This is a genomic window from Enterobacter sp. RIT637, from assembly GCF_019718755.1.
Taxonomy (GTDB): domain Bacteria; phylum Pseudomonadota; class Gammaproteobacteria; order Enterobacterales; family Enterobacteriaceae; genus Enterobacter.
The window spans coordinates 17,060-40,402 of sequence record NZ_JAIHAZ010000022.1; the positions used below are offsets into that span (position 1 = coordinate 17,060).

Genomic DNA, 23,343 nt, shown 5'->3' on the forward strand with positions numbered 1-23,343 from the left:
GCGCTGGCTCGCAAAATAATGCGCAGACAAACTATTTTTCGGTGCAGATTCCAGAATCAAATGTAATTAATAAGTTACGTGTTTTAAAATCCGATCGCGGTCATAAATTCAGAAATAAACCAAATATCATAATGAGAAGATAAAAATCTGTAATTGCCAGCGGGCCTTTCCACGTTAAAAATTTGCTGCGTCTCAGCAGTGAATGTTTCTTTTATCTCAGCGACACATCCCCTACAAAAAGGCCTAATAATTATGAAGATAAAGAACCTGTCCCTTACACTCTGTACTACTCTCCTGCTTGCAAGCTTTGCCGGACATGCCAAAGAGGTGAAAATCGGCATGGCCATTGACGACCTGCGCCTGGAGCGCTGGCAAAAAGATCGCGATATTTTTGTAAAAAAAGCAGAATCCCTCGGCGCAAGCGTGTTTGTTCAGTCGGCTAATGGCAACGAAGAAACGCAAATGTCGCAAATTGAGAATATGATCAACCGTGGCGTCGATGTCCTGGTCATTATCCCGTATAACGGCCAGGTATTAAGTAACGTGGTGAAAGAAGCCAAACAAGAAGGCATAAAAGTATTAGCCTATGACCGCATGATTAATAACGCGGACATTGATTATTATATTTCGTTCGACAACGAAAAAGTGGGTGAATTACAAGCCAAAAGCCTGGTCGATAAAGTGCCTCAGGGGAATTATTTCCTGATGGGTGGCTCGCCAGTGGATAACAACGCCAAACTGTTCCGCGAAGGACAAATGAAAGTCCTTAAACCGTACATCGACAACGGAAAAATTAAAGTGGTTGGCGATCAATGGGCTGATGGTTGGCTCCCTGAAAACGCGCTAAAAATTATGGAAAACGCGCTGACGGCCAACAACAACAAAATTGATGCGGTCGTGGCCTCTAACGATGCCACCGCTGGCGGCGCGATTCAGGCCCTCAGCGCCCAAGGGCTGGCTGGCAAAGTCGCTATTTCCGGACAGGATGCCGATCTCGCCGGGGTAAAACGCATTATTGCTGGCACCCAAACCATGACGGTCTACAAGCCCATCACCGAGCTTGCAAATACGGCAGCTGAAATTGCCGTTGAGCTGGGCAAGGGTCAACAGCCTAAGTCTGACGCGACCCTGAACAACGGACTCAAAGATGTTCCGGCTCGTCTGCTCACCCCAATTGAAGTCAATAAAGAGAACATTGACGCCACTGTCATTAAAGACGGTTTCCACAAAAAGAGTGAACTGTAATCCCGCGTTGCCCCTGCCCGGCAGGGGCGCACCGGTTTGTCCTGTTCTCCCTCAGGTCACGTGGAGCAGTTATGTCTTATTTATTAGAAATGAAAAGCATCACCAAAGCCTTTGGCGCGGTGAAAGCGGTCGATAACGTAAGCCTGCGGCTAAACCCTGGCGAAGTAGTTTCGCTGTGCGGTGAAAACGGTTCAGGCAAGTCGACGCTGATGAAAGTGCTGTGCGGGATCTATCCATATGGCAGCTATGAGGGTGAAATCGTCTTTGCCGGTGAGGTCATTCAGGCCACACACATTCGCGATACGGAGCGTAAAGGTATCGCCATTATTCATCAGGAACTGGCACTGGTGAAGCACCTCACCGTGCTGGAAAATATCTTCCTGGGTGCCGAAATCTCACGTCACGGCGTGCTGGACTACGACACCATGACGCTGCGCTGTGAAAAGCTGCTGGCACAGGTAAGCCTCAGTATTTCACCGGATACCCGCGTGGGGGACCTTGGCCTGGGGCAACAGCAGTTGGTCGAAATCGCCAAAGCCCTGAACAAGCAGGTCAGACTGCTGATCCTAGATGAGCCAACGGCCTCGCTCACGGAACAGGAAACCGCTGTTCTGCTCAATATCATCCGTGACCTGCAAAACCACGGTATTGCCTGCATTTATATTTCGCACAAGCTTAATGAGGTGAAAGCCATTTCGGACACCATCTGCGTGATCCGCGACGGCCAACACATCGGCACGCGCGAAGCCACGGGCATGAGTGAAGATGACATCATCACCATGATGGTGGGGCGCGAACTCACTGCGCTCTACCCGAACGAACCCCACGCCGTGGGGGATGAAATCCTGCGCGTGGAAAATCTTACCGCCTGGCATCCTGTGAATCGCCATATCAGGCGAGTTAACGACGTCTCCTTTTCCCTTCACCGCGGTGAAATTCTCGGCATTGCTGGCCTCGTTGGTGCCGGGCGTACCGAAGCCGTTCAATGCCTGTTTGGCGTGTGGCCCGGACGCTGGGAAGGCAGCGTTTACATCGATGGTCAGCCGGTAAAAATCGACAACTGCCAGCAGGCGATTGCCCATGGCATTGCCATGGTGCCGGAAGATCGCAAAAAGGACGGCATCGTGCCGGTAATGGCCGTCGGTAAAAACATCACCCTCGCGGCGCTAAACCAGTTCTCCGGCGCCCTGACGAGCCTGGACGACGCTGCCGAGCAGCAGTGCATTCTTCAGTCACTCGCCAGGCTCAAGGTCAAAACCTCCTCCCCGGAACTGGCCATTGGGCGCCTCAGCGGGGGGAACCAGCAAAAGGCGATTCTGGCGCGCTGCCTGCTCCTCAACCCGCGAATTTTAATTCTGGATGAACCGACGCGCGGGATAGATATCGGCGCGAAGTATGAAATCTACAAGCTCATTAATCAGCTTGTGCAGCAAGGCATTGCCGTCATTGTCATCTCGTCTGAATTACCCGAAGTGCTCGGCCTGAGCGACCGTGTGCTGGTCATGCATGAGGGGAAACTGAAAGCCAATCTGATTAACCAGAACCTGACGCAAGAACAGGTGATGGAAGCCGCCCTAAGGAGCGAACGTCATGTCGAAAAGCAATCCGTCTGATATCAAAGTTGCCGTGCCGACACCCGGCGCGTTCGCGGGGCTGAAAGCGCTAAACCTGCAGGTCTTCGTGATGATCGCAGCGATTATCGCCATCATGCTGTTCTTTACCTGGATGACCGACGGCTCCTATTTGAGTGCCCGTAATATCTCTAACCTGCTGCGCCAGACTGCCATCACCGGCATTCTGGCCGTGGGGATGGTGTTTGTGATTATCTCAGCGGAAATCGATCTGTCGGTCGGGTCGATGATGGGCCTGCTCGGCGGCGTGGCGGCGATATTTGATGTCTGGTTAGGCTGGCCGCTGCCGCTCACCATTGTCGTGACGCTGGCGCTGGGTCTGGTACTGGGGGCGTGGAACGGGTGGTGGGTTGCCTACCGTAAGGTGCCGTCATTCATCGTCACCCTGGCCGGGATGCTGGCCTTCCGTGGGATTCTGATCGGCATCACCAACGGCACTACCGTCTCTCCCACCAGCGCGTCTATGTCGCAGATTGGGCAGAGCTACCTCTCTGATGGCATCGGCTTTACGATTGGCGTGGTGGGCATGATGGCCTTCATCGCATGGCAGTGGCGTGGCCGTATGCGCCGTCAGGCGCTGGGGCTGGCTTCTCCGGCATCGACCTCCGTGGTCGGTCGTCAGGCGCTCACCGCCGTGATTGTGCTGGGTGCCATCTGGCTGCTGAACGATTACCGCGGTGTCCCGACGCCCGTTCTGCTGCTGGCGCTCCTGTTGCTGGGCGGCATGTTTATGGCGACGCGCACCGCGTTTGGCCGACGTATTTATGCCATTGGCGGTAATCTTGAGGCGGCACGTCTGTCAGGAATCAACGTCGAACGTACCAAACTCGCCGTCTTTGCCATCAACGGCCTGATGGTAGCAATTGCAGGGCTGATCCTCAGCTCGCGTCTGGGGGCCGGTTCACCGTCGGCAGGGAACATTGCCGAGCTGGATGCCATCGCTGCGTGTGTCATCGGCGGAACCAGTCTCGCAGGCGGTGTCGGTAGCGTGGCGGGTGCGGTGATGGGCGCATTTATTATGGCTTCGCTGGATAACGGGATGAGTATGATGGACGTCCCAACGTTTTGGCAGTATATCGTGAAGGGAGCGATTCTTTTGCTGGCAGTCTGGATGGACTCTGCAACCAAGCGACGTGCCTGAGAACAGTATTGTTACTTATTTGGGAAAGTGAGCCATGTTTGAAAAGCGTCACCGCATTACGTTGTTATTCAATGCCAACAAAGCCTACGACCGTCAGGTGGTTGAAGGGGTTGGTGAATATTTGCTGGCGTCGCAATCCGAGTGGGATATTTTCATTGAAGAAGATTTCCGCACCCGTCTGGAGAACATCAAAGACTGGCTGGGCGATGGCGTTATCGCTGACTATGACGATCCCGTCATTGAGCAGTTGCTAACAGACGTCGACGTTCCTATCGTGGGCGTCGGCGGCTCGTATCATTCGCCCGATCACTATCCGCCGGTCCACTACATCGCAACCGATAACCATGCGCTGGTCGAGGCCGCCTTTCTCCATTTAAAAGAGAAAGGCGTGCATCGCTTTGCCTTTTACGGGTTGCCCTCTTCGAGCGGCAAACGGTGGGCGGTAGAGCGCGAGCATGCGTTTTGCCAGCTGGTCGCAAAGGAGAAATATCGCGGTGTGGTGTATCAGGGGCTGGAAACCGCACCGGAAAACTGGCAGCACGCGCAAAACCGCCTGGCGGACTGGCTGCAAACGCTGCCGCCCCAGACAGGGATTATTGCGGTAACAGATGCTCGTGCGCGCCACGTGCTGCAGGTCTGCGAACATTTGCATATTCCGGTGCCTGAAAAGCTGTGCGTAATTGGCATCGATAACGAAGAGTTAACCCGCTATTTGTCTCGCGTGGCGCTCTCCTCTGTCGCGCAGGGAACCCGTCAAATGGGCTATCAGGCCGCGAAGCTCCTGCACCGCCTGCTGGACAACGAAGCCTTGCCGCTTCAGCGCCTGCTGGTTCCGCCTGTGCGTGTCGTCGAACGCCGCTCAACCGATTATCGTTCCTTAAGCGACCCGGCCGTCATTCAGGCCATGCATTACATTCGCAACCACGCCTGCAAAGGCATTAAGGTGGATCAGGTGCTGGATTCGGTCGGCATTTCTCGCTCAAACCTGGAAAAGCGCTTTAAAGAGGAAGTGGGTGAAACCATTCACGCCGTTATTCATGCGGAAAAACTGGAGAAAGCGCGCAGCCTGCTGATCTCCACGTCGCTCTCCATCAATGAAATTTCACAGATGTGCGGCTACCCGTCGCTGCAGTATTTCTACTCGGTGTTCAGAAAGGAGTATGACACCACGCCGAAAGAGTACCGGGAACGGTATAGCGAAGTGCTGATATAAAAAGAAAAACGCCTTCCGATGGAAGGCGTTTTTTGGGGATTACATATGCGCGGCAATTAAGCGCTGGTTATCCTGGTACATCGCAAACAGATAGTTGTTATAGCGCTGTCCCTGGGTGGAATAACCTTTCAGCTTGTGGATCATCGTGCTGGCCGTCACTTCCTGATCCGCTTTACGCAGCTGGGCGCGAGACTTACGGAACGAAGAGTAGGCCGGATGCGTGTTTAGGTTCACGACATAGGCATTCACGGAATCTTTAACCGATTCAAACTGCGAGTAGCCTTTCACTTTACCGGGTGCATTATTACAACGCCCTTTCACGCATTTCATGCCGAAAAGATTGTTGTTGTTGCGTGCAAGCCTGGAGGTACCCCAACCGCTTTCAGCGGCGGCCATCGTTGCCACCATGCTGCCCGGAATGATGTCTACACGCTCCAGAAGTGAATTCCACGGCACACGACGCGTGTTGCCATTCCATTTCACCTTGTAGCGTTTTGAAATTTCTTTCAGGCGAGTGCGCTCAGACGGCGACCAGCGGCTATCGTACTGTTTTGAGATCAGCCAGTTACGATCCGCAGTAATCGCGGCATTTTGACTTGTGATGTAAGGCATTACCGTCCGGAGAAACGCTTTTTTCCTTGGTGTTCCGGAAGGGTATTTTCGCAAATCAGGAAGTGAACTACTCTTTGCACTATTGCGAGAATACTCTTGTTTACTGCTAACCTTACTACTTGTCGTCTTTATTACGTGGGCTTTCTTACTCGTTGTATCCGTGTGCGTCTTCGCAAGCACCTCACCCGAAAATGCCGTGGTGAGTAACATGAGTATCGCAGCCCCATATCGTCGAATGGGAGTCGATATCATTAGGTCTCCTGGTCGGATGTAATCATCCCAACACCTTATTTTTTTTCACAAATTTGAGAGCGGAATCTCAAATCATATCAAAAATAGTCTTCCAGAGCACGTATAGAAATAGTCCAAATCCGAAACTATGTCACCTGAAACATGCTCACTAAAGCATCAATTCTGAAAAAATGTGTGCGATATCGCAGATAACTGCCTAATTTTGCGCGGGATCACTCATCCCTTCGCGTCCTCCTGGCAGAAACCGTCGGAGGAGGAGTTTTTCCTCCGTAGCCGGTGGCACACTGGTCAAAAAAGCCGCGACAGGAAAATGGAATGAAACGCACCGCATTTGCTCTCCTGATATTACCCGCACTGGCACATGCAGACTGGTCATCGCCGGGATTCAGCGCATTTCGCGCGGAAGGTACCGGGGTCTTTACCAGCCAGGCAAAGCTTGCGAAGGGTACCCGTCCTTTAACAGTGAGTTTTGACAACACGTGCTGGCAGCCAACGGGCGCCATAAAACTCAACGAGATGCTGTCGCTCAAGCACTGCGAGGGCGCACCGCCACAGTGGCGGCTATTCCGTGACGGTGATTATCAGATGCGTGTCGATACCCGCTCTGGGACGCCAACCCTGATGCTGACCATTCAGAGTACAGCAGAGCAACCTGTCGCGAACGTCGCCCGGCAGTGCCCAAAGTGGGACGGCAAGCCTTTGACGCTGGAGGTAAACAATACCTTCCCGGAAGGCACGGTGGTGCGTGATTTCTACAGCAAACAAACGGCGACGGTGCAGAACGGCAAAATCACCCTACAGCCTGCCGCCAACAGCAACGGCCTGCTGCTGCTTGAGCGTGCCGAAACCGACCAGCCCGCGCCCTTCAGCTGGCAAAACGCAACCGTCTATTTCGTGCTGACCGACCGCTTTGTAAATGGCGACCCGAGCAACGACAACAGCTATGGCCGTCATAAAGACGGTATGCAGGAGATCGGCACCTTCCACGGTGGCGATCTCAAGGGGCTTACCGGCAAACTTGATTATTTGCAGCAGCTGGGCGTTAACGCGCTGTGGATAAGCTCTCCGCTGGAGCAAATTCACGGCTGGGTGGGCGGCGGAACCAAAGGTGATTTCCCTCACTACGCCTATCACGGTTACTACACGCAGGACTGGACGAAGCTCGATGCCAACATGGGCACCGAAGATGACCTGCGCCAGCTTGTTGACGAAGCGCACAAGCGTGGTATCCGTATTCTGTTTGATATCGTCATGAACCACGTTGGCTACGCGACCCTTGCGGACATGCAGGAGTACCAGTTTGGCGCGCTCTATCTGCAGGGCGATGAGCTGAAGAAAACGCTGGGTGAACGCTGGACGGACTGGAAGCCTGGCGCAGGACAAAGCTGGCACAGCTTTAACGACTACATCAACTTTAGCGACAAAGCCGCATGGGAAAAATGGTGGGGCAAGAAATGGATCCGCACCGACATTGGTGATTACGACAACCCCGGCTTCGACGATTTAACCATGTCGCTGGCCTTCCTGCCGGATCTGAAAACGGAATCGACGACCCCATCAGGTTTACCAAACTTCTACCAACTCAAGCCCGACACGAACGCTAAAGCGGTAGCCAGTTTCACGCCCCGGGATTACCTGACCCACTGGCTCAGCCAGTGGGTTCGTGACTACGGTATCGACGGCTTCCGGGTTGATACCGCAAAGCACGTTGAACTCGACGCGTGGCAGCAGCTGAAAGATCAGGCAGGCCAGGCACTGGCAGCGTGGAAAGCGGCTAACCCAGATAAAAAACTCGACAATGCACCCTTCTGGATGACCGGTGAATCCTGGGGACACGGCGTGATGCAGAGCGATTATTACCGCCACGGTTTTGACGCGATGATCAACTTTGACTATCAGGAGCAGGCGGCGAAAGCGGTGGAGTGTCTGGCTGATATTGATATGACGTGGCAGCAGATGGCGGAGAAACTGCAAAGCTTCAACGTGCTGAGCTATCTATCGTCACACGACACGCGACTGTTCCGCGAAGGCGGCCAGCGCGCGGCGGAGCTGCTCATGCTGGCGCCGGGCAGCGTGCAGATTTACTACGGCGATGAATCTGAACGTCCGTTCGGCCCGACAGGCTCCGACCCGCTTCAGGGCACCCGTTCGGATATGAACTGGCAGGACGTGACGGGCAAGCAGGCCTTAACCGTCGCTCACTGGCAAACGCTGGGCCAGTTCCGCGCCCGTCACCCGGCGATTGGTGAAGGCAAGCAAACCACGCTGTCGCTGAAAGAGGGGTACGGCTTCGTGCGCGAGCACAAAGGCGACAAGGTGATGGTCGTGTGGGCAGGGAATCAATAACGTTCTCCCCCCTCTCCCCTCCGGGGAGAGGGTTAGGGTGAGGGGAAACCTACCAGAACTATTCACTACACAAATCCAACTCTGCCAGACAAAACAACAAATCCGACCACATCCCCTGATTTGCACCAGCACGGTGCTAGCGTTATGGTTACCCCCTTTCATAATAAGCCCGACAGATCACCTGCTATGACGTTTTCACTTTTCGGCGACAAATTTACCCGCCATTCAGGCATTACCCGCCTGATGGAGGACCTCAACGACGGGCTGCGCACACCGGGCGCAATCATGCTCGGCGGCGGAAACCCGGCTCAAATCCCGGAGATGAATACTTATTTCCAGACGCTGCTCGCTCAGATGCTGGAAAGCGGCAAAGCAACCGATGCACTTTGCAACTATGACGGCCCTCAGGGTAAAACCGAGTTGCTAAAACTCCTCGCCGATATGCTGCGTGAAGAGCTGGGTTGGGATATTGAGCCACAGAATATTGCACTGACAAACGGCAGCCAGAGCGCGTTTTTCTACTTGTTTAACCTGTTCGCAGGGCGTCGCGCCGACGGCACCACTAAAAAAGTGTTGTTCCCGCTGGCACCGGAGTACATCGGCTATGCCGATTCCGGCCTGGAAGAGGATCTGTTCGTCTCCGCGCGCCCGAATATTGAACTGCTGCCGGAAGGCCAGTTCAAATATCACGTCGATTTTGAACATCTGCATATTGGCGAAGAGACGGGCATGATCTGCGTATCACGTCCGACTAACCCAACGGGCAACGTGATCACCGACGACGAGCTGATGAAGCTGGATGCGCTGGCCAATCAGCACGGCATTCCGCTGGTGATCGATAACGCCTACGGCGTGCCGTTCCCGGGGATTATCTTCAGCGAAGCACGTCCGCTGTGGAACCCGAACATCGTTCTTTGCATGAGCCTGTCTAAGCTGGGCCTGCCGGGCAGCCGCTGCGGTATCATCATTGCCAATGAAAAAATCATCACCGCCATTACCAACATGAACGGCATTATCAGCCTTTCACCCGGCGGCATCGGCCCGGCGATGATGTGCGAAATGATTAAGCGCAACGACCTGCTGCGCCTGTCAAATGACGTGATTAAGCCATTCTATTTCCAGCGCGTTCAGGAGACGATCGCGATACTTCGCCGCTATTTACCGGAAGAACGCTGCCTGATCCACAAACCTGAAGGCGCGATTTTCCTGTGGCTGTGGTTTAAGGATCTGCCGATTACGACAGAACTTCTCTACCAGCGCCTGAAAAAGCGTGGGGTGCTGATGGTACCGGGGGATTATTTCTTCCCGGGGCTGGATAAACCCTGGCCACACACGCACCAGTGCATGCGCATGAACTATGTGCCTGATCCAGAAAAAATCGAAGCGGGTGTGAAAATTCTCGCGGAAGAGATTGAGAACGCCTGGCGCGAAAACGGTCAGTAAGTTCTTACACCAGATTATGCAGCCGCTCGGCGCGTAATCTGGCGGGATCGACACAGCTTAACGCGTGGGTCGGGCACGCCTCAACGCAGGCAGGTCCGCCCTTGCGATGCGCGCATAAATCACATTTCAGCGCCTGCGCCCTATTTCCCTCCAGACGAACCTGCATCGCCCCAAACGGACACGCCACCATACAGCTTTTGCACCCGATGCAGCGCGCCTGCTCAACGAGCCAGGCTCCGTCTGAGCGTTGGATTGCGCCGGTTGGGCACACATTTGCACAGGGTGCATCCTCGCACTGATGACACCCGACCGCGGTGGTATAAGAATCTCCTTTCACCACCCGAATGCGGGGCATGAAATCATTTGCGGTGACGAATTCCTGATGCGAAACCGCACAGGCCACTTCGCAGGTGCGGCACCCAATGCATTTATCCGCATCCGCCATGATAAATCGGTTCATCTGTTACGCCTCGCGTGCTTAAAACCGGGTAATGCGGACATGATACATAACGCCCGTTTTAATGAAGATGCTATGCGTCAAATACGATGCGCTCATCCGGAATTAATGTGCTCTTTACAGTACCGCTGTTTCCAGACGGCGGGGGTTAGCCCGGTATGCTTTGAAAATATCTGCCGAAAATAGCCCACGTCATTAAAGCCGCAGCGGGTTGCCACTTCGGTCAGCGAGGCAGAGCCATCCAGCAACAGCTTTTCCGCTGCCCTGACGCGCTGGCGATGTATCGCCTCCGTCAGGGTTAAATGGAAAGTCCGGCGAAATACGCGTCCGAGGTAATCGGCATTGCAGTGCAATGCTTTTGCCAGCTGCGACGTAGAAAGCGGTAAATGAAACTGCGTGCGAATGAGCTGCTTCGCCTTCCACGCCATCGCCGCACCGGCTTCATCAGCATTATCTTCATATCCTGATGAAATGGAAATTTGCTGTAAAATCAGTAATAAAATGATTTCCAGCGCCACGCTTCGCTGTAATTTCTCCTGCTCACTCAGGAACTGGCGAAAAAGAGAAATCACATACTGTGCATCCCTCACTCGGCAATGTTGTTCTATTGCCAAATTTGGCAACCGGGGCGGGTGATGCTCAACCTCAAAATGCAGCCAGTAAAATTTAAGATCGGCCGGAAAGTCGCCCACGCCCACATGGCGTCGGTCTGGCCAAAGCAGCAAACTCTCTCCTGCTTTTACCTCAAATAACGTGCTTTCTTCCTGGATCGTTAATGTCCCTTTTTCGACAAAAATAATCTCCCACGACGTTAATTTTCGCGCAGGGTGGCGGCCCACACCCCGGGAGATAAATAACCCGCCATTTTGGACCTTAATCGGAAGCGCTATGGATAATTCAAGCATGGATATTCACCATTCCGCTTTTATTGCCATCAATATTCAACTTACGCTTTGATTATTAATCAATATTCGAATAACTGTCCGATCGGAATCACATTTTTATCATCAGGTCGGAATCGTCATCTTTTTATACTTTTCCCTTCCCTTGTTGGCCTTTCCGTTCGGTGCAGAATAAATGAGTACCTTGCACAAATACGATAATAAATTCGATTACTGAGGAGTTACTTCATGACTTCCACACCGATTACAGAATCAGACGTGACACAAGGGGCAACAGATAGCCACTTGTCCGTCCGCGAAAAAATTGGCTACGGCCTGGGTGATGCGGGCGGTACGGTGATTACCTGCCTGATCATGAATTTTCTGACCTTCTTCTATACCGATATTTTTGGTCTGACGCCTGCGCTCGTTGGCACGCTCTTTATTGCCTTGCGCGTATTTGACGCCATTTCCGATCCGGTTATGGGCATTATTGCTGACCGCACGCAAAGCCGCTGGGGACGTTTTCGCCCGTGGCAGCTGTGGGTCGCCTTCCCGATCGGGATTATCGGCGTGCTGACTTTCACCGTTCCGGAAGCCAGCATGGGCGTGAAAATCGCGTGGGCATTCGGCACCTACCTGCTGCTGTCCGTTGGCTACACCGCCATCAACGTGCCCTACTGCGCGCTGATCAACACCATGACCACCCGTCACAATGAGGTGATCTCCTGCCAGTCATGGCGCTTTGTACTCTGCGGTGTTGCGGGTTTCCTGGTCTCAGTGGGTCTGCCGTGGCTCGTCGAGGCGCTGGGCCAGGGCAATGCCGCAAAAGGTTACCAGCTTGGCGTTGGGGTGCTGTGCGCTGTCGCCGTGGTGATGTTCCTGTGCTGCTTCTTCTGGGTGCGGGAGCGCGTCCCGCTGGCGCTGATGGGCAAATTCACCCTGCGTGAGCATCTGGCCGGTTTGCGTAAAAACGATCAGCTGCTGCTGATGCTGGTGATGTCGTTCCTGCTGATCAACGTCTTCAACATTCGAGGCGGCGGGTATATGTACTTCATCACCTACGTGCTGCAGGGCAGTACCGCGTATACCTCGCTGTTTTTCACCATGGTGACCTTTGCCGCCATTCTGGGCGCGGTGATCGTCAGCCCGCTGTCGCGCCGTATTGATACCGTCAAACTCTACTATTACACCAACCTGGTGCTCGCCGCGCTCGCAGTGGGAATGTGGTTCCTGCCAGGCGGCCCGGCGTACCAGACGCTCTGGCTGATCGTCATTTTAAGCAACGGCGTGATCCTGGGCTTCAACCTGCCGCTGCACTTCTCGCTGATGGCCTTTGCCGACGACTACGGCGAGTGGAAAACCGGCGTGCGTTCGTCGGGGATGAACTTCGCCTTCAACCTGTTTTTCATCAAGCTCGCGTGGGCGTCCAGCGCCGGGATCATCAGCCTGGTGTTTATTGCCGTGGCCTATCAGCCAGGTGCGGGCAATCAGACGCCTGCTTCACTGCAGGGCATCACCGCCATGGAGACGCTGCTCCCCGCCCTTTTCCATCTGCTGCTGGCCGTCTCTATCCGCTGGTGCAGACTCAACAACCCTATGATGTCGCGCATTGCCACTGACCTGCGCCAGCGTCACATACCCTCCTGAGGAGAACATGATGTCCATTATGGAAGCCGACCTGCATAAACTGAAAATTAACGACCCGTTTCTCGGGCAGTATCAACGGCTGGTGCGTGAGGTGGTGATCCCCTACCAGTGGGATGCGCTAAACGATCGCGTGACGGAAGCCGAACCCAGCCACGCCATCACCAACTTCCGCATTGCGGCGGGCCTGGAACAAGGTGAATTCTACGGCATGGTGTTCCAGGACAGCGACGTGGCGAAATGGCTCGAAGCCGTGGCGTGGTCGCTGTGCCAGAAAGCGGATGCTGAACTGGAAAAAACCGCCGACGAGGTCATCGAACTGATTGCCGCAGCGCAGTGTGAAGATGGCTATCTCAACACGTACTTTACGGTGAAAGCCCCTGAGGAGCGCTGGACGAATCTGGCCGAATGCCACGAGCTATACTGCGCCGGACATATGATTGAAGCGGGCGTGGCGTATTTCCAGGGCACAGGGAAACGCCGTCTGCTGGATGTTGTCTGCAGGCTCGCGGACCACATCGACAGCGTGTTTGGCCCCGGTGAGAACCAGCTTCACGGCTATCCGGGCCATCCGGAAATCGAGCTGGCGCTGATGCGGCTTTATGACGTTACGCAGGAGCCCCGCTATCTCACGCTGGTGAAATATTTCGTTGAACAACGCGGCGTGCAGCCTCACTTCTACGATATCGAATATGAGAAGCGCGGCAGAACATCATACTGGAATACCTATGGTCCGGCCTGGATGGTCAAGGACAAAGCCTACAGCCAGGCGCATCAGCCGCTTTCTGAACAACAAACGGCCATCGGCCACGCAGTGCGTTTTGTCTACCTGATGGCGGGCATGGCGCATCTGGCGCGACTGAGCCATGACGAGGGTAAACGGCAGGACTGTCTGCGGCTGTGGAAAAATATGGCGCAGCGCCAGCTGTACATTACCGGTGGAATCGGCTCGCAAAGCAGCGGCGAGGCGTTCAGCAGCGATTACGATCTACCCAACGATACGGTGTATGCCGAAAGCTGTGCCTCCATCGGTCTGATGATGTTTGCGCGCAGGATGCTGGAGATGGAGGCCGACGGCCACTACGCCGACGTAATGGAGCGCGCGTTATACAACACGGTACTGGGCGGAATGGCGCTGGACGGTAAGCATTTCTTTTATGTGAATCCGCTGGAGGTGCATCCGAAAACGCTGGCGTTCAACCATATCTACGATCACGTGAAACCCGTCCGCCAGCGCTGGTTTGGCTGCGCCTGTTGCCCGCCGAATATCGCCCGCGTGCTGACCTCGCTGGGGCACTACATTTATACCGTCCGCCAGGATGCGCTTTTTATTAACCTCTACGTGGGCAACGATGTCGCCATACCGGTTGGCGACGAAACCCTGGCGCTGCGAATTAGCGGTAACTATCCGTGGCATGAAGAGGTAAAAATCGACATTACCTCGCCTGTTCCCGTCACGCATACGCTCGCCCTGCGGCTGCCGGACTGGTGTGCCGCGCCTGACGTTTTATTAAATGGTGAAGCGGTAACGGGCGAGATCTCCCGTGGATATCTTTATCTGACCCGCAGCTGGCAGGAGGGTGACGTCATTACGCTAACGTTACCTATGCCGGTTCGCCGGGTGTATGGCAACCCACAGGTCCGCCAGCAGGCGGGGAAAGTCGCCCTGCAGCGCGGACCGCTGGTCTATTGCCTGGAAGAGGCCGATAACGGTGCCAATCTTCATCATCTTTCTCTGCCTGAAAACAGCAAGTTCAGGGTCTTTGAAGGGAAAGGGATTTTCGCGCACAAGATGCTGATACAGGCAGAGGGGATTGGGTGTCACGTGAAGGACACGGATGCGCTGTGGCAGTACGATCGCTCGCCGATACAACGTCAGCCCCAGACGCTGACCTTTATTCCCTGGTTCAGCTGGGCTAACCGGGGAGAAGGGGAAATGCGGATATGGGTGGATGAAGGCTGAATATCTGCGGCCTGTTGCCCTCACCCCAACCCTCTCCCACGGGAGAGGGTGAATGCTACGGCAGCACGCGACGTGCTGCCTCAGCCAGAAATGCGCTTCGATTACCGAACTGAGGATGTTCGCTGACGAAGGAATCAATCTTTACCAGCAAACGTCGAGGCATCGTGATGTTGATACGCTCGGCCTTGCCGTCGAACTGTTTCATATTAATATCCACCAACAGCCATTGCCCGCCTGTGAAATCCTCAGGACGACTTTCCAGATGCGCTTCCACATTACCCGGAAGCGGCAGTGCATCATCCATTTCAAACAGCGCTTCGAAGTGCGCTGTGAGCGCATCACGTGCATCCTGAAAAGCATCGTCCAGGGAATCACCTGCAAAAAAACAACCTGGAACGTCAGGGAAAAAGCCGCTGGCGCTACCGTCGGAGTCAGAATGAATGTAAGCCGGATAAAACATAACTACTCCTGATATCAGTGTTTAATTCCCGCCTGTCGCCAGATCTGGGCGAGAGTGCCTGTTTTAATATCCTTCTTAGGATGTGGGACAGTAACCAGCCCTTTCTGTTCGGGATGGCGAAACTGATGATGGCTTCCTTTCGTTCTGACACATTTCCAGCCATGGCTTATCAGAACAGTAATGACATCCGCACTTTTCACATCCCAATCCTTCCATGATTATACACATGATACACACCATTGCTATCGGGTCGAATCACCTTAGCGCATAAGGAACATCAGTGCAGCCGTGTTTTAGTGGAACAGGAAGAAGCATCGAAAAATGAAAAAGGAATACGTTGTATTGCAGATAAAAATGCAGGCACGATCGTAGGCCGGGTAAGGCGAAGCCGCCACCCGGCTTTACCGCATCAGAAACGCCAGGTCAGGCCGGTCATCAGCGCGAAGCTGTCGTCGCGGTCAATCATCGGGCTGTTCTTCACGTCGTCAGGCAACACGGTATAGACCGCGCTGGCATTCAGGTACAGATTCTGCGTCAGCTGATATTTTGCCGCCAGGCCAACGTATGGCGTCCAGGTGTCGCCCGCGGTGTATTCATCCAGACCTGAGCGGCGAGACTCGCTGCCGGATACGCCGTAGTAGTAATCGTTATAGCTTTCATCGCTGTAGAAAATGCCCACAGAAGGCGTCAGCGTCAGGCGTTCCATGCGGATCGGGCGGAAGTAAGAAATCTCACCCACCACGCCGCCGCTTTCATCCATCGCATCACCGGAAACGGCAAATTTCAGGGAACCCCATTTTTCATGGCGATAGTACGCGCCGCCGAGGAATGCCGAAGCTTTACGCTCATCGAGGTGCTTCATCTGATGGTCGTCATTGTCATCCGGGTCGAAATGCAGCGGCATCCAGGATGCGGTCAGGCTGATTTCATTCTTACTGTCTTTCCACAGGATCCATCCGCCCGTGGTTTGGCGCACATAGAAGTTATCGCCTTCGTAGCTAATTAACGGTACAGCGGTGGTATTTTCGTTATACCCTTTGTAAGGCGACTCGTTAAATACCGCCCCCGCCCCTAGTGAAAAGTCGCCAGCCATTGCGGATGAAGCCGAAAATAATGCGGCAGCGATGAGTAAATTATATTTAACAGTCATTCTATGCAATCCATTTAAACGCCGAACAAGCGAGGCGCATAATAATGGTTACAAATTTGCCAAAGCAACGCTGCCGTTTATATAATACTATATATAAAACCATATAGATGGGCGTGTATGATGAATAGCTTACAATTGAAACCACGTGAATTAAAAATTATTTCCGTCATCGCCGCTACCCACAGTATTGGCGATGCTGCTGCCCTGCTGGGGATGGCGCAGGCCAATGTAAGCAAATATTTGTCCGATTTTGAAACCCGCGTTGGACTCAAGGTGTTTGAACGTACGACACGCCAACTAGCGCTGACGCAATTCGGTGAGGCGTTGCTACCTTATGTGAATGCCACACTGGATAAAAATAGCCAACTCATTAATTTTATTGCCGATTATAAACACGAAAAACGCGGCAAAGTGACGATTTACGCCCCAACAGGTATCGTGACCTATCTGGCGCGTCATGTGATCCATAAGATAGAAGAGATTGGTGATATTCGCCTGTCGTTAAAAACCTATAACCTCGATCGGAACGAGTTTTCCGACGGTGTGACGTTTCCAGACGATTGCGATATTCTCATTACTTACGCCCAGCCAAAAGATGAAAGCCTGGTCGCGAGCGTGCTGACAAAATATTCCGTCACCGCATTTGCCAGCAAGGAATATTTAACTAAACACCCGATTAAAGGACCGGAAGATTTAATAAATCATTCGTGTATATTAATAGACTCGATGTTGGTCGATGATGCCAATATCTGGCGCTTCCGCGTACACGGCAGTGAAGAGGCTCATGACTATAAAGTATCCGGAAATTATATTTGTGATAATACGCAGACGGCGCTAGAGCTGGCCAGAAATAATCTTGGTATTGTCTTCGCGCCAAAAGAAAGTCTAAAAAAAGAGCTGACTCATGGCATGCTGGTCGCCTGTTTCCCACATCAGGAAGAGTGGTGGCTCGATCTCACAGCGATATTCCGCAAGCGCGAATATCAACCCTGGCGTGTGCAGTATGTCCTGGACGGTGTACTGAACTGCCTGCGCCAGCAAATCACTCAGGCCGTCCAGGGACGGCCTGAGTTAGGCAATTAAAACAGTCCCAAAGGCTTATCGGAATAGCTGACCAGCAAACATTTTGTCTGCTGATAATGTTCCAGCATCATTTTGTGGGTTTCTCGCCCAATCCCCGACTGCTTGTAACCGCCAAATGCCGCATGCGCCGGGTAGGCGTGATAGCAATTGGTCCATACGCGCCCGGCCTGAATGCCGCGCCCCATTTTGTAAGCCAGATTTCCGTTGCGGCTCCAGACGCCCGCACCCAGGCCATACGGCGTATCGTTAGCAATCTCCAGCGCCTCCTCCATGGTTTTGAAGGTCGTTACGGCCAGCACCGGTCCGAAAATTTCTTCCTGGAAGACGCGCATGTTGTTTTGACCGGACAGGATTGTCGGTTCAAGGTAGTAACCCTCCTGCAAATCCCCGCCCAGCAGCTTACGACGGCCCCCGGTCAGGATCTCAGCGCCCTCTTTCTTACCTATATCAATGTAATTAAGAATGGTTTCCAGCTGCCCGTGCGAGACCTGCGCGCCCATCTGCGTGACGTTATCGAGCGGGTTACCGCTGCGGATAGACTCCACGCGGCGGATTGCCCGCTCCATAAAGCGCTCATAGATGGACTCCTGCACCAGCGCGCGGCTTGGACAGGTGCACACTTCCCCCTGGTTGAAGGCAAACAGCGCAAACCCTTCCAGCGCTTTATCGAAGAACGCATCCTCTTCATCCATAACGTCGGCGAAGAAGATGTTCGGTGATTTACCACCCAGCTCCAGCGTTACCGGGATGATGTTCTGGGTGGCGTACTGCATGATTTGCTGGCCCACTTCCGTCGACCCGGTAAACGCCACCTTAGCGATGCGTTTTGAGGTGGCGAGATATTCCCCAATCTCGCCACCGGCGCCGTTGACGACGTTAATGACGCCTGGCGGCAGCAGGTCTCCAATGACCTCCATCAGCAGCAGCACCGACAGCGGGGTTAAACGTGCCGGTTTGAGCACGATGCAGTTCCCGGCCGCCAGCGCGGGCGCCATTTTCCAGCTCGCCATCAGCAGCGGGAAGTTCCACGGGATAATTTGCCCCACCACGCCCAGCGGCTCGTGGAAATGGTACGCCACGGTGTCTTTATCAACTTCACTTATTCCCCCCTCCTGAGCACGAATACAGGAGGCAAAATAACGGAAATGGTCAATCGCCAGCGGCACATCTGCCGCCATGGTTTCACGGATCGGTTTGCCGTTGTCCCAGGTTTCCGCCGTCGCTAACAGCTCCAGATTCTGCTCCATCCGGTCGGCGATTTTGAACAACATGGCGGCTCTGTCCTGAACGGAAGTCTGGCCCCATTTATCTTTGGCTTTGTGCGCAGCATCCAGCGCCAGGTCGATATCGCGCTTGCCGGAGCTGGCTATCTCACACAGCGGCTGGCCTGTGACGGGCGTGAGGTTGGAATAGTATTCACCGTCGACGGGTGCTACCCAGTCGCCGCCAATAAAGTTGTCATAACGGGGCTTCAGCTTGAGGGGAAAACCATACTCGCCAGGCTGGATACGTGATGAGGGAGGATTGTTTGTCATGACCGTCTCCTTGCTGTTGGTGTACATCAAGGGTAGCTCCCACTGGCGATTTTCTCGCCAACCGGTGACGGGTTTACGAGGCGTATCACGGATTACCGTACTTTACGTTTCGTTTCTGCCGCTGAGCCATACTTAACAGCTCAAGGGCTCATGAGGAACGATGCGATGCAGCTATTTATCGGCTTTGACGTGGGCGGAACCCACATCAAACACGGCGTGATTGATGAAAACGGCAACGAACTCACGTCCGATGAGTACGATACCCCTGAGGATGCCAGTACATTCAAAGAGAAATGGAAAAGCGTTGTAGAGCAGTACCGAAAGGAAAATGACATTGTCGGCATCGGCGTCAGTTTTCCCGGCCATATTAACCACCATACCGGCGAAGCGGCAAAAGCGGGGGCGCTTGACTATCTTGATGGTGAAAACCTGTGCGAGCTGTTTACCGGGCTGACCGATCTTCCCGTTACCGTGGAAAATGACGCCAACTGTGCGGCACTGGGCGAACGCTGGCAGGGCGCAGGTAAGGACTACGAACATTTCGTCTGCATCACCATCGGCACGGGCATTGGCGGCGGAATAGTGATGGAAGGCGATCTCTATCGCGGGTCGCATTACCGTGCGGGTGAATTTGGCGTGCTGCCCGTAGGGGACAAGGGTGAACCAATGCATGAGGTCGCCTCTGCCAGCGGTCTGATGAAAGCCTGCAGCCGTGCGCTGGCGCTGTCAGAAGACGAAATGCCCCACGGGGAAGAGCTGTTTAAACGTATGGAAAGTGACGTGCATCTGCGCGAAGCCATTGAAGCCTGGGCGCATTTTCTGTCGCGCGGCGTTTATAGCGTGATCTCGATGTTCGATCCCCAGGCCGTGCTGATTGGCGGCGGGATAAGCGAGCAGGAGAAAATTTATCTCCTGCTCGATAAGTACCTACAGCGATTCGAGGAGTGGGAGGCCCTTAAGGTGCCCATTCTTCCCTGTAAACTGGGTAACCAGGCAGGAAGACTGGGCGCGGTGTGGCTGGCGAAGCAGAAACTCGCTCGTCATACGTAACGCTTAAGGGAACAGCTGCGCGTCGCGAAGCAGATGGTCATTACCCCGGCGACGCGTAAACCCAATGCGGTTGAAATATTCCAGGATCTGAATCGCCAGCTTGCGGCCCACGTTCAGCTGGTCACGGAAATCTGCCGCACAGGTTGATCCGCGAGCCTGATCCAGTTCGCGGATCATATTCGCGAACGCCACGATCCGATCGTTCCGGTAATAACGATCTTTTACGATCGCCACAATCAGCCCCTGCTGCGCGGCATGACGCAATACCTGCCGCATTACCTGCTCGTCGGTATGGGTTTCACGCGCGAGATCGCGGACCCACCAGGGTTCATCGCCAAACAGCGGTGCCGTTTTCTGCCAGACCGACTCTTGCTCGGCGGTAAAACCTGCCTTGTGATCCGGCAAATGCAGCCAGCCGTGATGGCTTTTAATCACCCCGCTTTCTCGCATGTTTTCAATCAGCAGGAGCACCAGCGCATCGTCTTCCATCGGCAATGCCATGCGTCGCAGACGTTCACGCCCCGGACCGGGTTCATCCTGATGCTGTTCATGGTAGGTAGCGAGCGTACTCAGTATTTTGCGCTGCCAGTGTGCGGCAACCGGCGCGTTCAGCATGTTATTACCGGCCTGAATAAAGCCTGGCTCCTGGGTTAACTGGCGCAACCCTTCACTGCTCAACTGGCGTGCCCAGGCGAAATCAGCGAGATTCACCGCACCGCGCTCAAGATGGACCCGCAGTGCGGCCTTATCATCGCTGGCCTGCGACAGCGCTGCCAGCCATTGCAGGTACTCTGGCTTACGCTTGCCACGACGTGGCGGATTGAGCGTCACCACGCGCGCCCCGGCCAACGTCTCCCGCGCCGAGATATCGCGCAGCACCAGACGGTCGTTATCCGCAAGCCAGAGCGGCGCATCGAACACCAGCTCGGCGAGATCGTTTTCCAGCAGTGATACGCGCCCGGTAATATGGCTGGCCGCATGGTGAATATGCAGCGGCTGCCATTGGGTCAGCGCCGCATGGGTCTGGAGAGAAACAATGACCCGCCCGGAAGGCTCCGGCGGGGCGTCAGCCAGCAGCCAGTCTCCACGGTTGATGGCATCTTTTTCAGCATCCCCGGCGATGTTCAGCGCGATACGCTGTCCGGCATGGGCATGCTCCGTGGGCTGGTTTTGCGCATGTAACCCACGCACGCGCATCGGTTTATTCACCCCCGTCAGCCAGAGCGTATCCCCGACGTTCACTTCACCGCTTAGCGCGGTTCCGGTCACCACCAGCCCCGCACCTTTTACGGTAAAGGCCCGGTCAATAGCCAGACGGAAGCGGTGATAGCTGGCGTGTTCGCGTGATGAAAGCTGCTGTAAGTGGTGGCGAAGTTCATCGATACCGCGCCCTTCTGTCGCCACTGTGACAAACAGCGGTGCATCAGCAAAACCATATTCACGCAGGGTGGCCAGTACTTCCTCGCGCACCTCATTTATGCGCGCTTCATCCACGCGATCGGCTTTCGTGAGTGCGACGGTTAACTGCGGGTTGCCCGTCAGCTGCAGGATCGCAAGATGTTCACGCGTTTGCGCCATCACGCCGTCATCGCAGGCGACCACCAGCAGGGCATGGTCAATCCCCCCCACTCCTGCGAGCATGTTGGAGAGAAATTTTTCATGTCCCGGTACATCAATGAAGCCCAGCACGCGGCCATCGGGCTGCGGCCAGTAGGCATAACCCAGATCGATAGTCATGCCGCGCTTTTTCTCTTCCGGCAGACGATCGGCGTTAATGCCGGTAATGGCCTGCAACAGCGTGGTTTTTCCGTGGTCGACGTGACCGGCGGTGGCAATAATCATTTCAACAGCATCTCCAGAAATCGCGCTTCGTCTTCAAGACAGCGTAAATCCAGCCACATTCGGCCACCGTAAATACGGCCAATCACGGGCATCGGCAGCGCGCGCCAGCGCGCTGACAGCGCCTCAAGGTGGCTACCGCGTCCATCACGCGGCATGAAGGTCAGCGCTTCGCTCGGCAGCCTGTCTACCGGCAGCGATCCGCTGCCAATCTGCGACTGACAGGGCTCAATGCGCACGTCAAAATCGGGGTAATGCGGTGCAACCTGCGGCAACAGTAATTCAGCCTGCGCGCGGATTGACGCGGCGTCACGGCCCAGCAGTCGCAGCGTAGGCAGGCGTTCGGCCAGCTTCTCCGGGTGCAGGTAGAGCCGCAGGGTCGCTTCCAGCGCGGCGAGCGTCATTTTATCGGCGCGTAACGCGCGCTTCAGCGGATGTTGCTGGAGCTGGGCTATCAGCCCGCGCTTGCCGACGATAATCCCCGCCTGCGGCCCGCCCAGCAGTTTGTCGCCGGAGAAGCTCACCAGGCTCACGCCAGCGGCAATCATCTCCTGCGGCATGGGCTCTTTTGGCAGACCGTACTGGCTTAAATCCACCAGCGAACCGCTGCCGAGATCGGCAATCACCGGCACATTCAGCTCACGCCCAATCGCCGCCAGTTCCGCTTCATCAACGGTTTTGGTAAAGCCTTCTATATGGTAATTGCTGGTGTGGACCTTCATCAGCAGCGCGGTATTTTCATTCACCGCCGCGCGGTAGTCTTTAGCATGCGTGCGGTTGGTCGTGCCGACTTCATGCAGCGTACAGCCCGCCTGGCGCATCACATCCGGAATGCGAAACGCTCCGCCAATCTCCACCAGCTCGCCGCGGGAAACCACCACCTCTTTACCGCTGGCGGTCGCCGCCAGCATCAGCAGTACCGCTGCCGCGTTGTTATTAACAATGCAGGCATCTTCCGCCCCGGTCAGCTGACATAGCAGCTCCGCCAGCGCCCGGTCACGGTGACCGCGCCCGGCGCCGTCCAGATCGTATTCCAGCGTCACCGGCGAGCGCATAGCCTGCACCACCGCAGCGACCGCCTCTTCAGCCTGTTGCGCGCGCCCAAGGTTGGTATGCAGCACGGTTCCCGTCAGGTTGATGACCGGCCGTAACGCGCTTTGCGTTTTCTCTGCCAGCCTTCTCTGCGCTTCCTCTCCCCACTGCTCGCACCAGGCGGGCAGCGCATTTTCAGCCTGAATATGGCGTCGGGCTTCGTCCTGAAGCTGGCGAAGCATGTCGACCGTGGCGGTATGGCCGAACTGTTCCAGAGCGGTTTGAACGTACGATTCACGAAGCAGACGATCGGTGGCAGGAATCTGGCTGTAGAGGGAATGATGAGTAGTCATAATGCGCCCG

Annotated in this window: 19 protein-coding genes; 10 read left to right on the plus strand and 9 right to left on the minus strand. The window is 54.8% G+C overall.

The genetic code is table 11. From position 1 onward, the window contains the following. The first annotated feature begins 252 nt into the window (after window positions 1-252). The 4 genes from xylF to xylR all read left to right on the plus strand — a co-directional run bounded on the left by xylF (window position 253) and on the right by xylR (window position 5,230). On the plus strand, window positions 253-1,245 hold the full coding sequence (gene xylF / locus K5E19_RS21395) for a D-xylose ABC transporter substrate-binding protein (RefSeq protein ID WP_221553022.1): 993 nt from the start codon (window positions 253-255) through the stop codon (window positions 1,243-1,245). Between the two features lie 71 nt (window positions 1,246-1,316). After that, window positions 1,317-2,858, plus strand: a complete 1,542-nt coding sequence (locus K5E19_RS21400) for a xylose ABC transporter ATP-binding protein (RefSeq protein ID WP_221552984.1) — start codon at window positions 1,317-1,319, stop codon at window positions 2,856-2,858. After that, the gene (gene xylH, locus K5E19_RS21405) at window positions 2,836-4,017 is read left to right on the plus strand and encodes a xylose ABC transporter permease XylH (protein ID WP_010436746.1); all 1,182 of its coding nucleotides are present in this window, start codon (window positions 2,836-2,838) and stop codon (window positions 4,015-4,017) included. The genes K5E19_RS21400 and xylH overlap by 23 nt, the downstream gene beginning before the upstream one ends. A gap of 34 nt (window positions 4,018-4,051) precedes the next feature. Beyond that, window positions 4,052-5,230, plus strand: coding sequence for a D-xylose utilization transcriptional activator XylR (xylR, locus tag K5E19_RS21410; RefSeq protein WP_221552985.1), 1,179 nt, complete (start codon window positions 4,052-4,054; stop codon window positions 5,228-5,230). Window positions 5,231-5,269: 39 nt separating this feature from the next. On the opposite strand, the gene K5E19_RS21415 is transcribed toward xylR, so the two are convergent. Then, complete coding sequence (locus K5E19_RS21415) at window positions 5,270-6,094, minus strand: protein bax (RefSeq protein WP_221552987.1); 825 nt, start codon at window positions 6,092-6,094, stop codon at window positions 5,270-5,272. Between the two features lie 315 nt (window positions 6,095-6,409). Between K5E19_RS21415 and K5E19_RS21420 the strand changes: the two genes are divergently transcribed. After that, window positions 6,410-8,440, plus strand: a complete 2,031-nt coding sequence (locus tag K5E19_RS21420) for an alpha-amylase (RefSeq protein ID WP_221552989.1) — start codon at window positions 6,410-6,412, stop codon at window positions 8,438-8,440. Between the two features lie 186 nt (window positions 8,441-8,626). Next, complete coding sequence (avtA, locus tag K5E19_RS21425; RefSeq protein ID WP_221552990.1) at window positions 8,627-9,883, plus strand: valine--pyruvate transaminase; 1,257 nt, start codon at window positions 8,627-8,629, stop codon at window positions 9,881-9,883. Window positions 9,884-9,887: 4 nt separating this feature from the next. Here the strand turns inward: avtA and K5E19_RS21430 are convergent, their stop codons facing one another. Further along, window positions 9,888-10,343: a 4Fe-4S dicluster domain-containing protein gene (locus K5E19_RS21430; protein ID WP_221552991.1), complete on the minus strand. Its 456-nt coding sequence runs from the start codon at window positions 10,341-10,343 to the stop codon at window positions 9,888-9,890. Window positions 10,344-10,435: 92 nt separating this feature from the next. Beyond that, window positions 10,436-11,245: an AraC family transcriptional regulator gene (locus K5E19_RS21435; protein ID WP_221552992.1), complete on the minus strand. Its 810-nt coding sequence runs from the start codon at window positions 11,243-11,245 to the stop codon at window positions 10,436-10,438. Between the two features lie 225 nt (window positions 11,246-11,470). On the opposite strand from K5E19_RS21435, the gene K5E19_RS21440 reads away from it, so the two are divergent. Continuing rightward, on the plus strand, window positions 11,471-12,871 hold the full coding sequence (locus K5E19_RS21440; RefSeq protein ID WP_221552993.1) for an MFS transporter: 1,401 nt from the start codon (window positions 11,471-11,473) through the stop codon (window positions 12,869-12,871). 10 nt (window positions 12,872-12,881) lie between these two features. After that, the gene (locus K5E19_RS21445) at window positions 12,882-14,831 is read left to right on the plus strand and encodes a glycoside hydrolase family 127 protein (RefSeq protein WP_221553023.1); all 1,950 of its coding nucleotides are present in this window, start codon (window positions 12,882-12,884) and stop codon (window positions 14,829-14,831) included. A gap of 55 nt (window positions 14,832-14,886) precedes the next feature. Here K5E19_RS21445 and K5E19_RS21450 read toward each other — a convergent pair whose 3' ends face one another. The 3 genes from K5E19_RS21450 to K5E19_RS21460 form a co-directional block, all read right to left on the minus strand. Beyond that, complete coding sequence (locus K5E19_RS21450; RefSeq protein ID WP_221552994.1) at window positions 14,887-15,291, minus strand: type II toxin-antitoxin system HicB family antitoxin; 405 nt, start codon at window positions 15,289-15,291, stop codon at window positions 14,887-14,889. 14 nt (window positions 15,292-15,305) lie between these two features. Continuing rightward, window positions 15,306-15,491 (minus strand): type II toxin-antitoxin system HicA family toxin, encoded by a 186-nt coding sequence (locus K5E19_RS21455; protein WP_221552995.1) that lies wholly within the window; start codon window positions 15,489-15,491, stop codon window positions 15,306-15,308. Window positions 15,492-15,700: 209 nt separating this feature from the next. Continuing rightward, window positions 15,701-16,441: a MipA/OmpV family protein gene (locus K5E19_RS21460; RefSeq protein WP_221552996.1), complete on the minus strand. Its 741-nt coding sequence runs from the start codon at window positions 16,439-16,441 to the stop codon at window positions 15,701-15,703. Window positions 16,442-16,558: 117 nt separating this feature from the next. Here K5E19_RS21460 and K5E19_RS21465 point away from each other — a divergent pair, with 117 nt between their 5' ends. After that, entirely contained in the window at window positions 16,559-17,524 is a 966-nt protein-coding gene (locus tag K5E19_RS21465) for a LysR family transcriptional regulator (RefSeq protein ID WP_221552999.1), read from the plus strand. On the opposite strand, the gene K5E19_RS21470 is transcribed toward K5E19_RS21465, so the two are convergent. After that, window positions 17,521-19,059, minus strand: a complete 1,539-nt coding sequence (locus tag K5E19_RS21470; RefSeq protein ID WP_221553000.1) for an aldehyde dehydrogenase family protein — start codon at window positions 19,057-19,059, stop codon at window positions 17,521-17,523. The genes K5E19_RS21465 and K5E19_RS21470 overlap by 4 nt on opposite strands. Window positions 19,060-19,224: 165 nt before the next feature. Here K5E19_RS21470 and K5E19_RS21475 point away from each other — a divergent pair, with 165 nt between their 5' ends. Then, entirely contained in the window at window positions 19,225-20,109 is an 885-nt protein-coding gene (locus K5E19_RS21475; protein ID WP_221553001.1) for an ROK family protein, read from the plus strand. Between the two features lie 3 nt (window positions 20,110-20,112). Here the strand turns inward: K5E19_RS21475 and selB are convergent, their stop codons facing one another. Both selB and selA read right to left on the minus strand, forming a co-directional pair. Further along, the gene (gene selB / locus K5E19_RS21480; RefSeq protein ID WP_221553002.1) at window positions 20,113-21,951 is read right to left on the minus strand and encodes a selenocysteine-specific translation elongation factor; all 1,839 of its coding nucleotides are present in this window, start codon (window positions 21,949-21,951) and stop codon (window positions 20,113-20,115) included. Continuing rightward, window positions 21,948-23,333, minus strand: coding sequence for an L-seryl-tRNA(Sec) selenium transferase (gene selA, locus K5E19_RS21485; protein ID WP_221553003.1), 1,386 nt, complete (start codon window positions 23,331-23,333; stop codon window positions 21,948-21,950). Before selA ends, selB begins: the two co-directional genes overlap by 4 nt. Between the last annotated feature and the right edge of the window lie 10 nt (window positions 23,334-23,343).

Excerpts from the sequence above, each read along its gene's own strand:
- K5E19_RS21430 (WP_221552991.1), bottom strand. The coding sequence starts at position 10,343 with ATGAACCGATTTATCATGGCGGATGCGGATAAATGCATTGGGTGCCGC.
- K5E19_RS21475 (WP_221553001.1), top strand. The coding sequence starts at position 19,225 with ATGCAGCTATTTATCGGCTTTGACGTGGGCGGAACCCACATCAAACAC.
- K5E19_RS21460 (WP_221552996.1), bottom strand. The coding sequence starts at position 16,441 with ATGACTGTTAAATATAATTTACTCATCGCTGCCGCATTATTTTCGGCT.
- K5E19_RS21470 (WP_221553000.1), bottom strand. The coding sequence starts at position 19,059 with ATGACAAACAATCCTCCCTCATCACGTATCCAGCCTGGCGAGTATGGT.
- selB (WP_221553002.1), bottom strand. The coding sequence starts at position 21,951 with ATGATTATTGCCACCGCCGGTCACGTCGACCACGGAAAAACCACGCTG.
- K5E19_RS21465 (WP_221552999.1), top strand. The coding sequence starts at position 16,559 with ATGATGAATAGCTTACAATTGAAACCACGTGAATTAAAAATTATTTCC.
- K5E19_RS21415 (WP_221552987.1), bottom strand. The coding sequence starts at position 6,094 with ATGATATCGACTCCCATTCGACGATATGGGGCTGCGATACTCATGTTA.
- K5E19_RS21450 (WP_221552994.1), bottom strand. The coding sequence starts at position 15,291 with ATGTTTTATCCGGCTTACATTCATTCTGACTCCGACGGTAGCGCCAGC.
- avtA (WP_221552990.1), top strand. The coding sequence starts at position 8,627 with ATGACGTTTTCACTTTTCGGCGACAAATTTACCCGCCATTCAGGCATT.
- xylR (WP_221552985.1), top strand. The coding sequence starts at position 4,052 with ATGTTTGAAAAGCGTCACCGCATTACGTTGTTATTCAATGCCAACAAA.
- xylH (WP_010436746.1), top strand. The coding sequence starts at position 2,836 with ATGTCGAAAAGCAATCCGTCTGATATCAAAGTTGCCGTGCCGACACCC.
- xylF (WP_221553022.1), top strand. The coding sequence starts at position 253 with ATGAAGATAAAGAACCTGTCCCTTACACTCTGTACTACTCTCCTGCTT.
- K5E19_RS21440 (WP_221552993.1), top strand. The coding sequence starts at position 11,471 with ATGACTTCCACACCGATTACAGAATCAGACGTGACACAAGGGGCAACA.
- K5E19_RS21445 (WP_221553023.1), top strand. The coding sequence starts at position 12,882 with ATGTCCATTATGGAAGCCGACCTGCATAAACTGAAAATTAACGACCCG.
- K5E19_RS21420 (WP_221552989.1), top strand. The coding sequence starts at position 6,410 with ATGAAACGCACCGCATTTGCTCTCCTGATATTACCCGCACTGGCACAT.
- selA (WP_221553003.1), bottom strand. The coding sequence starts at position 23,333 with ATGACTACTCATCATTCCCTCTACAGCCAGATTCCTGCCACCGATCGT.
- K5E19_RS21400 (WP_221552984.1), top strand. The coding sequence starts at position 1,317 with ATGTCTTATTTATTAGAAATGAAAAGCATCACCAAAGCCTTTGGCGCG.
- K5E19_RS21435 (WP_221552992.1), bottom strand. The coding sequence starts at position 11,245 with ATGCTTGAATTATCCATAGCGCTTCCGATTAAGGTCCAAAATGGCGGG.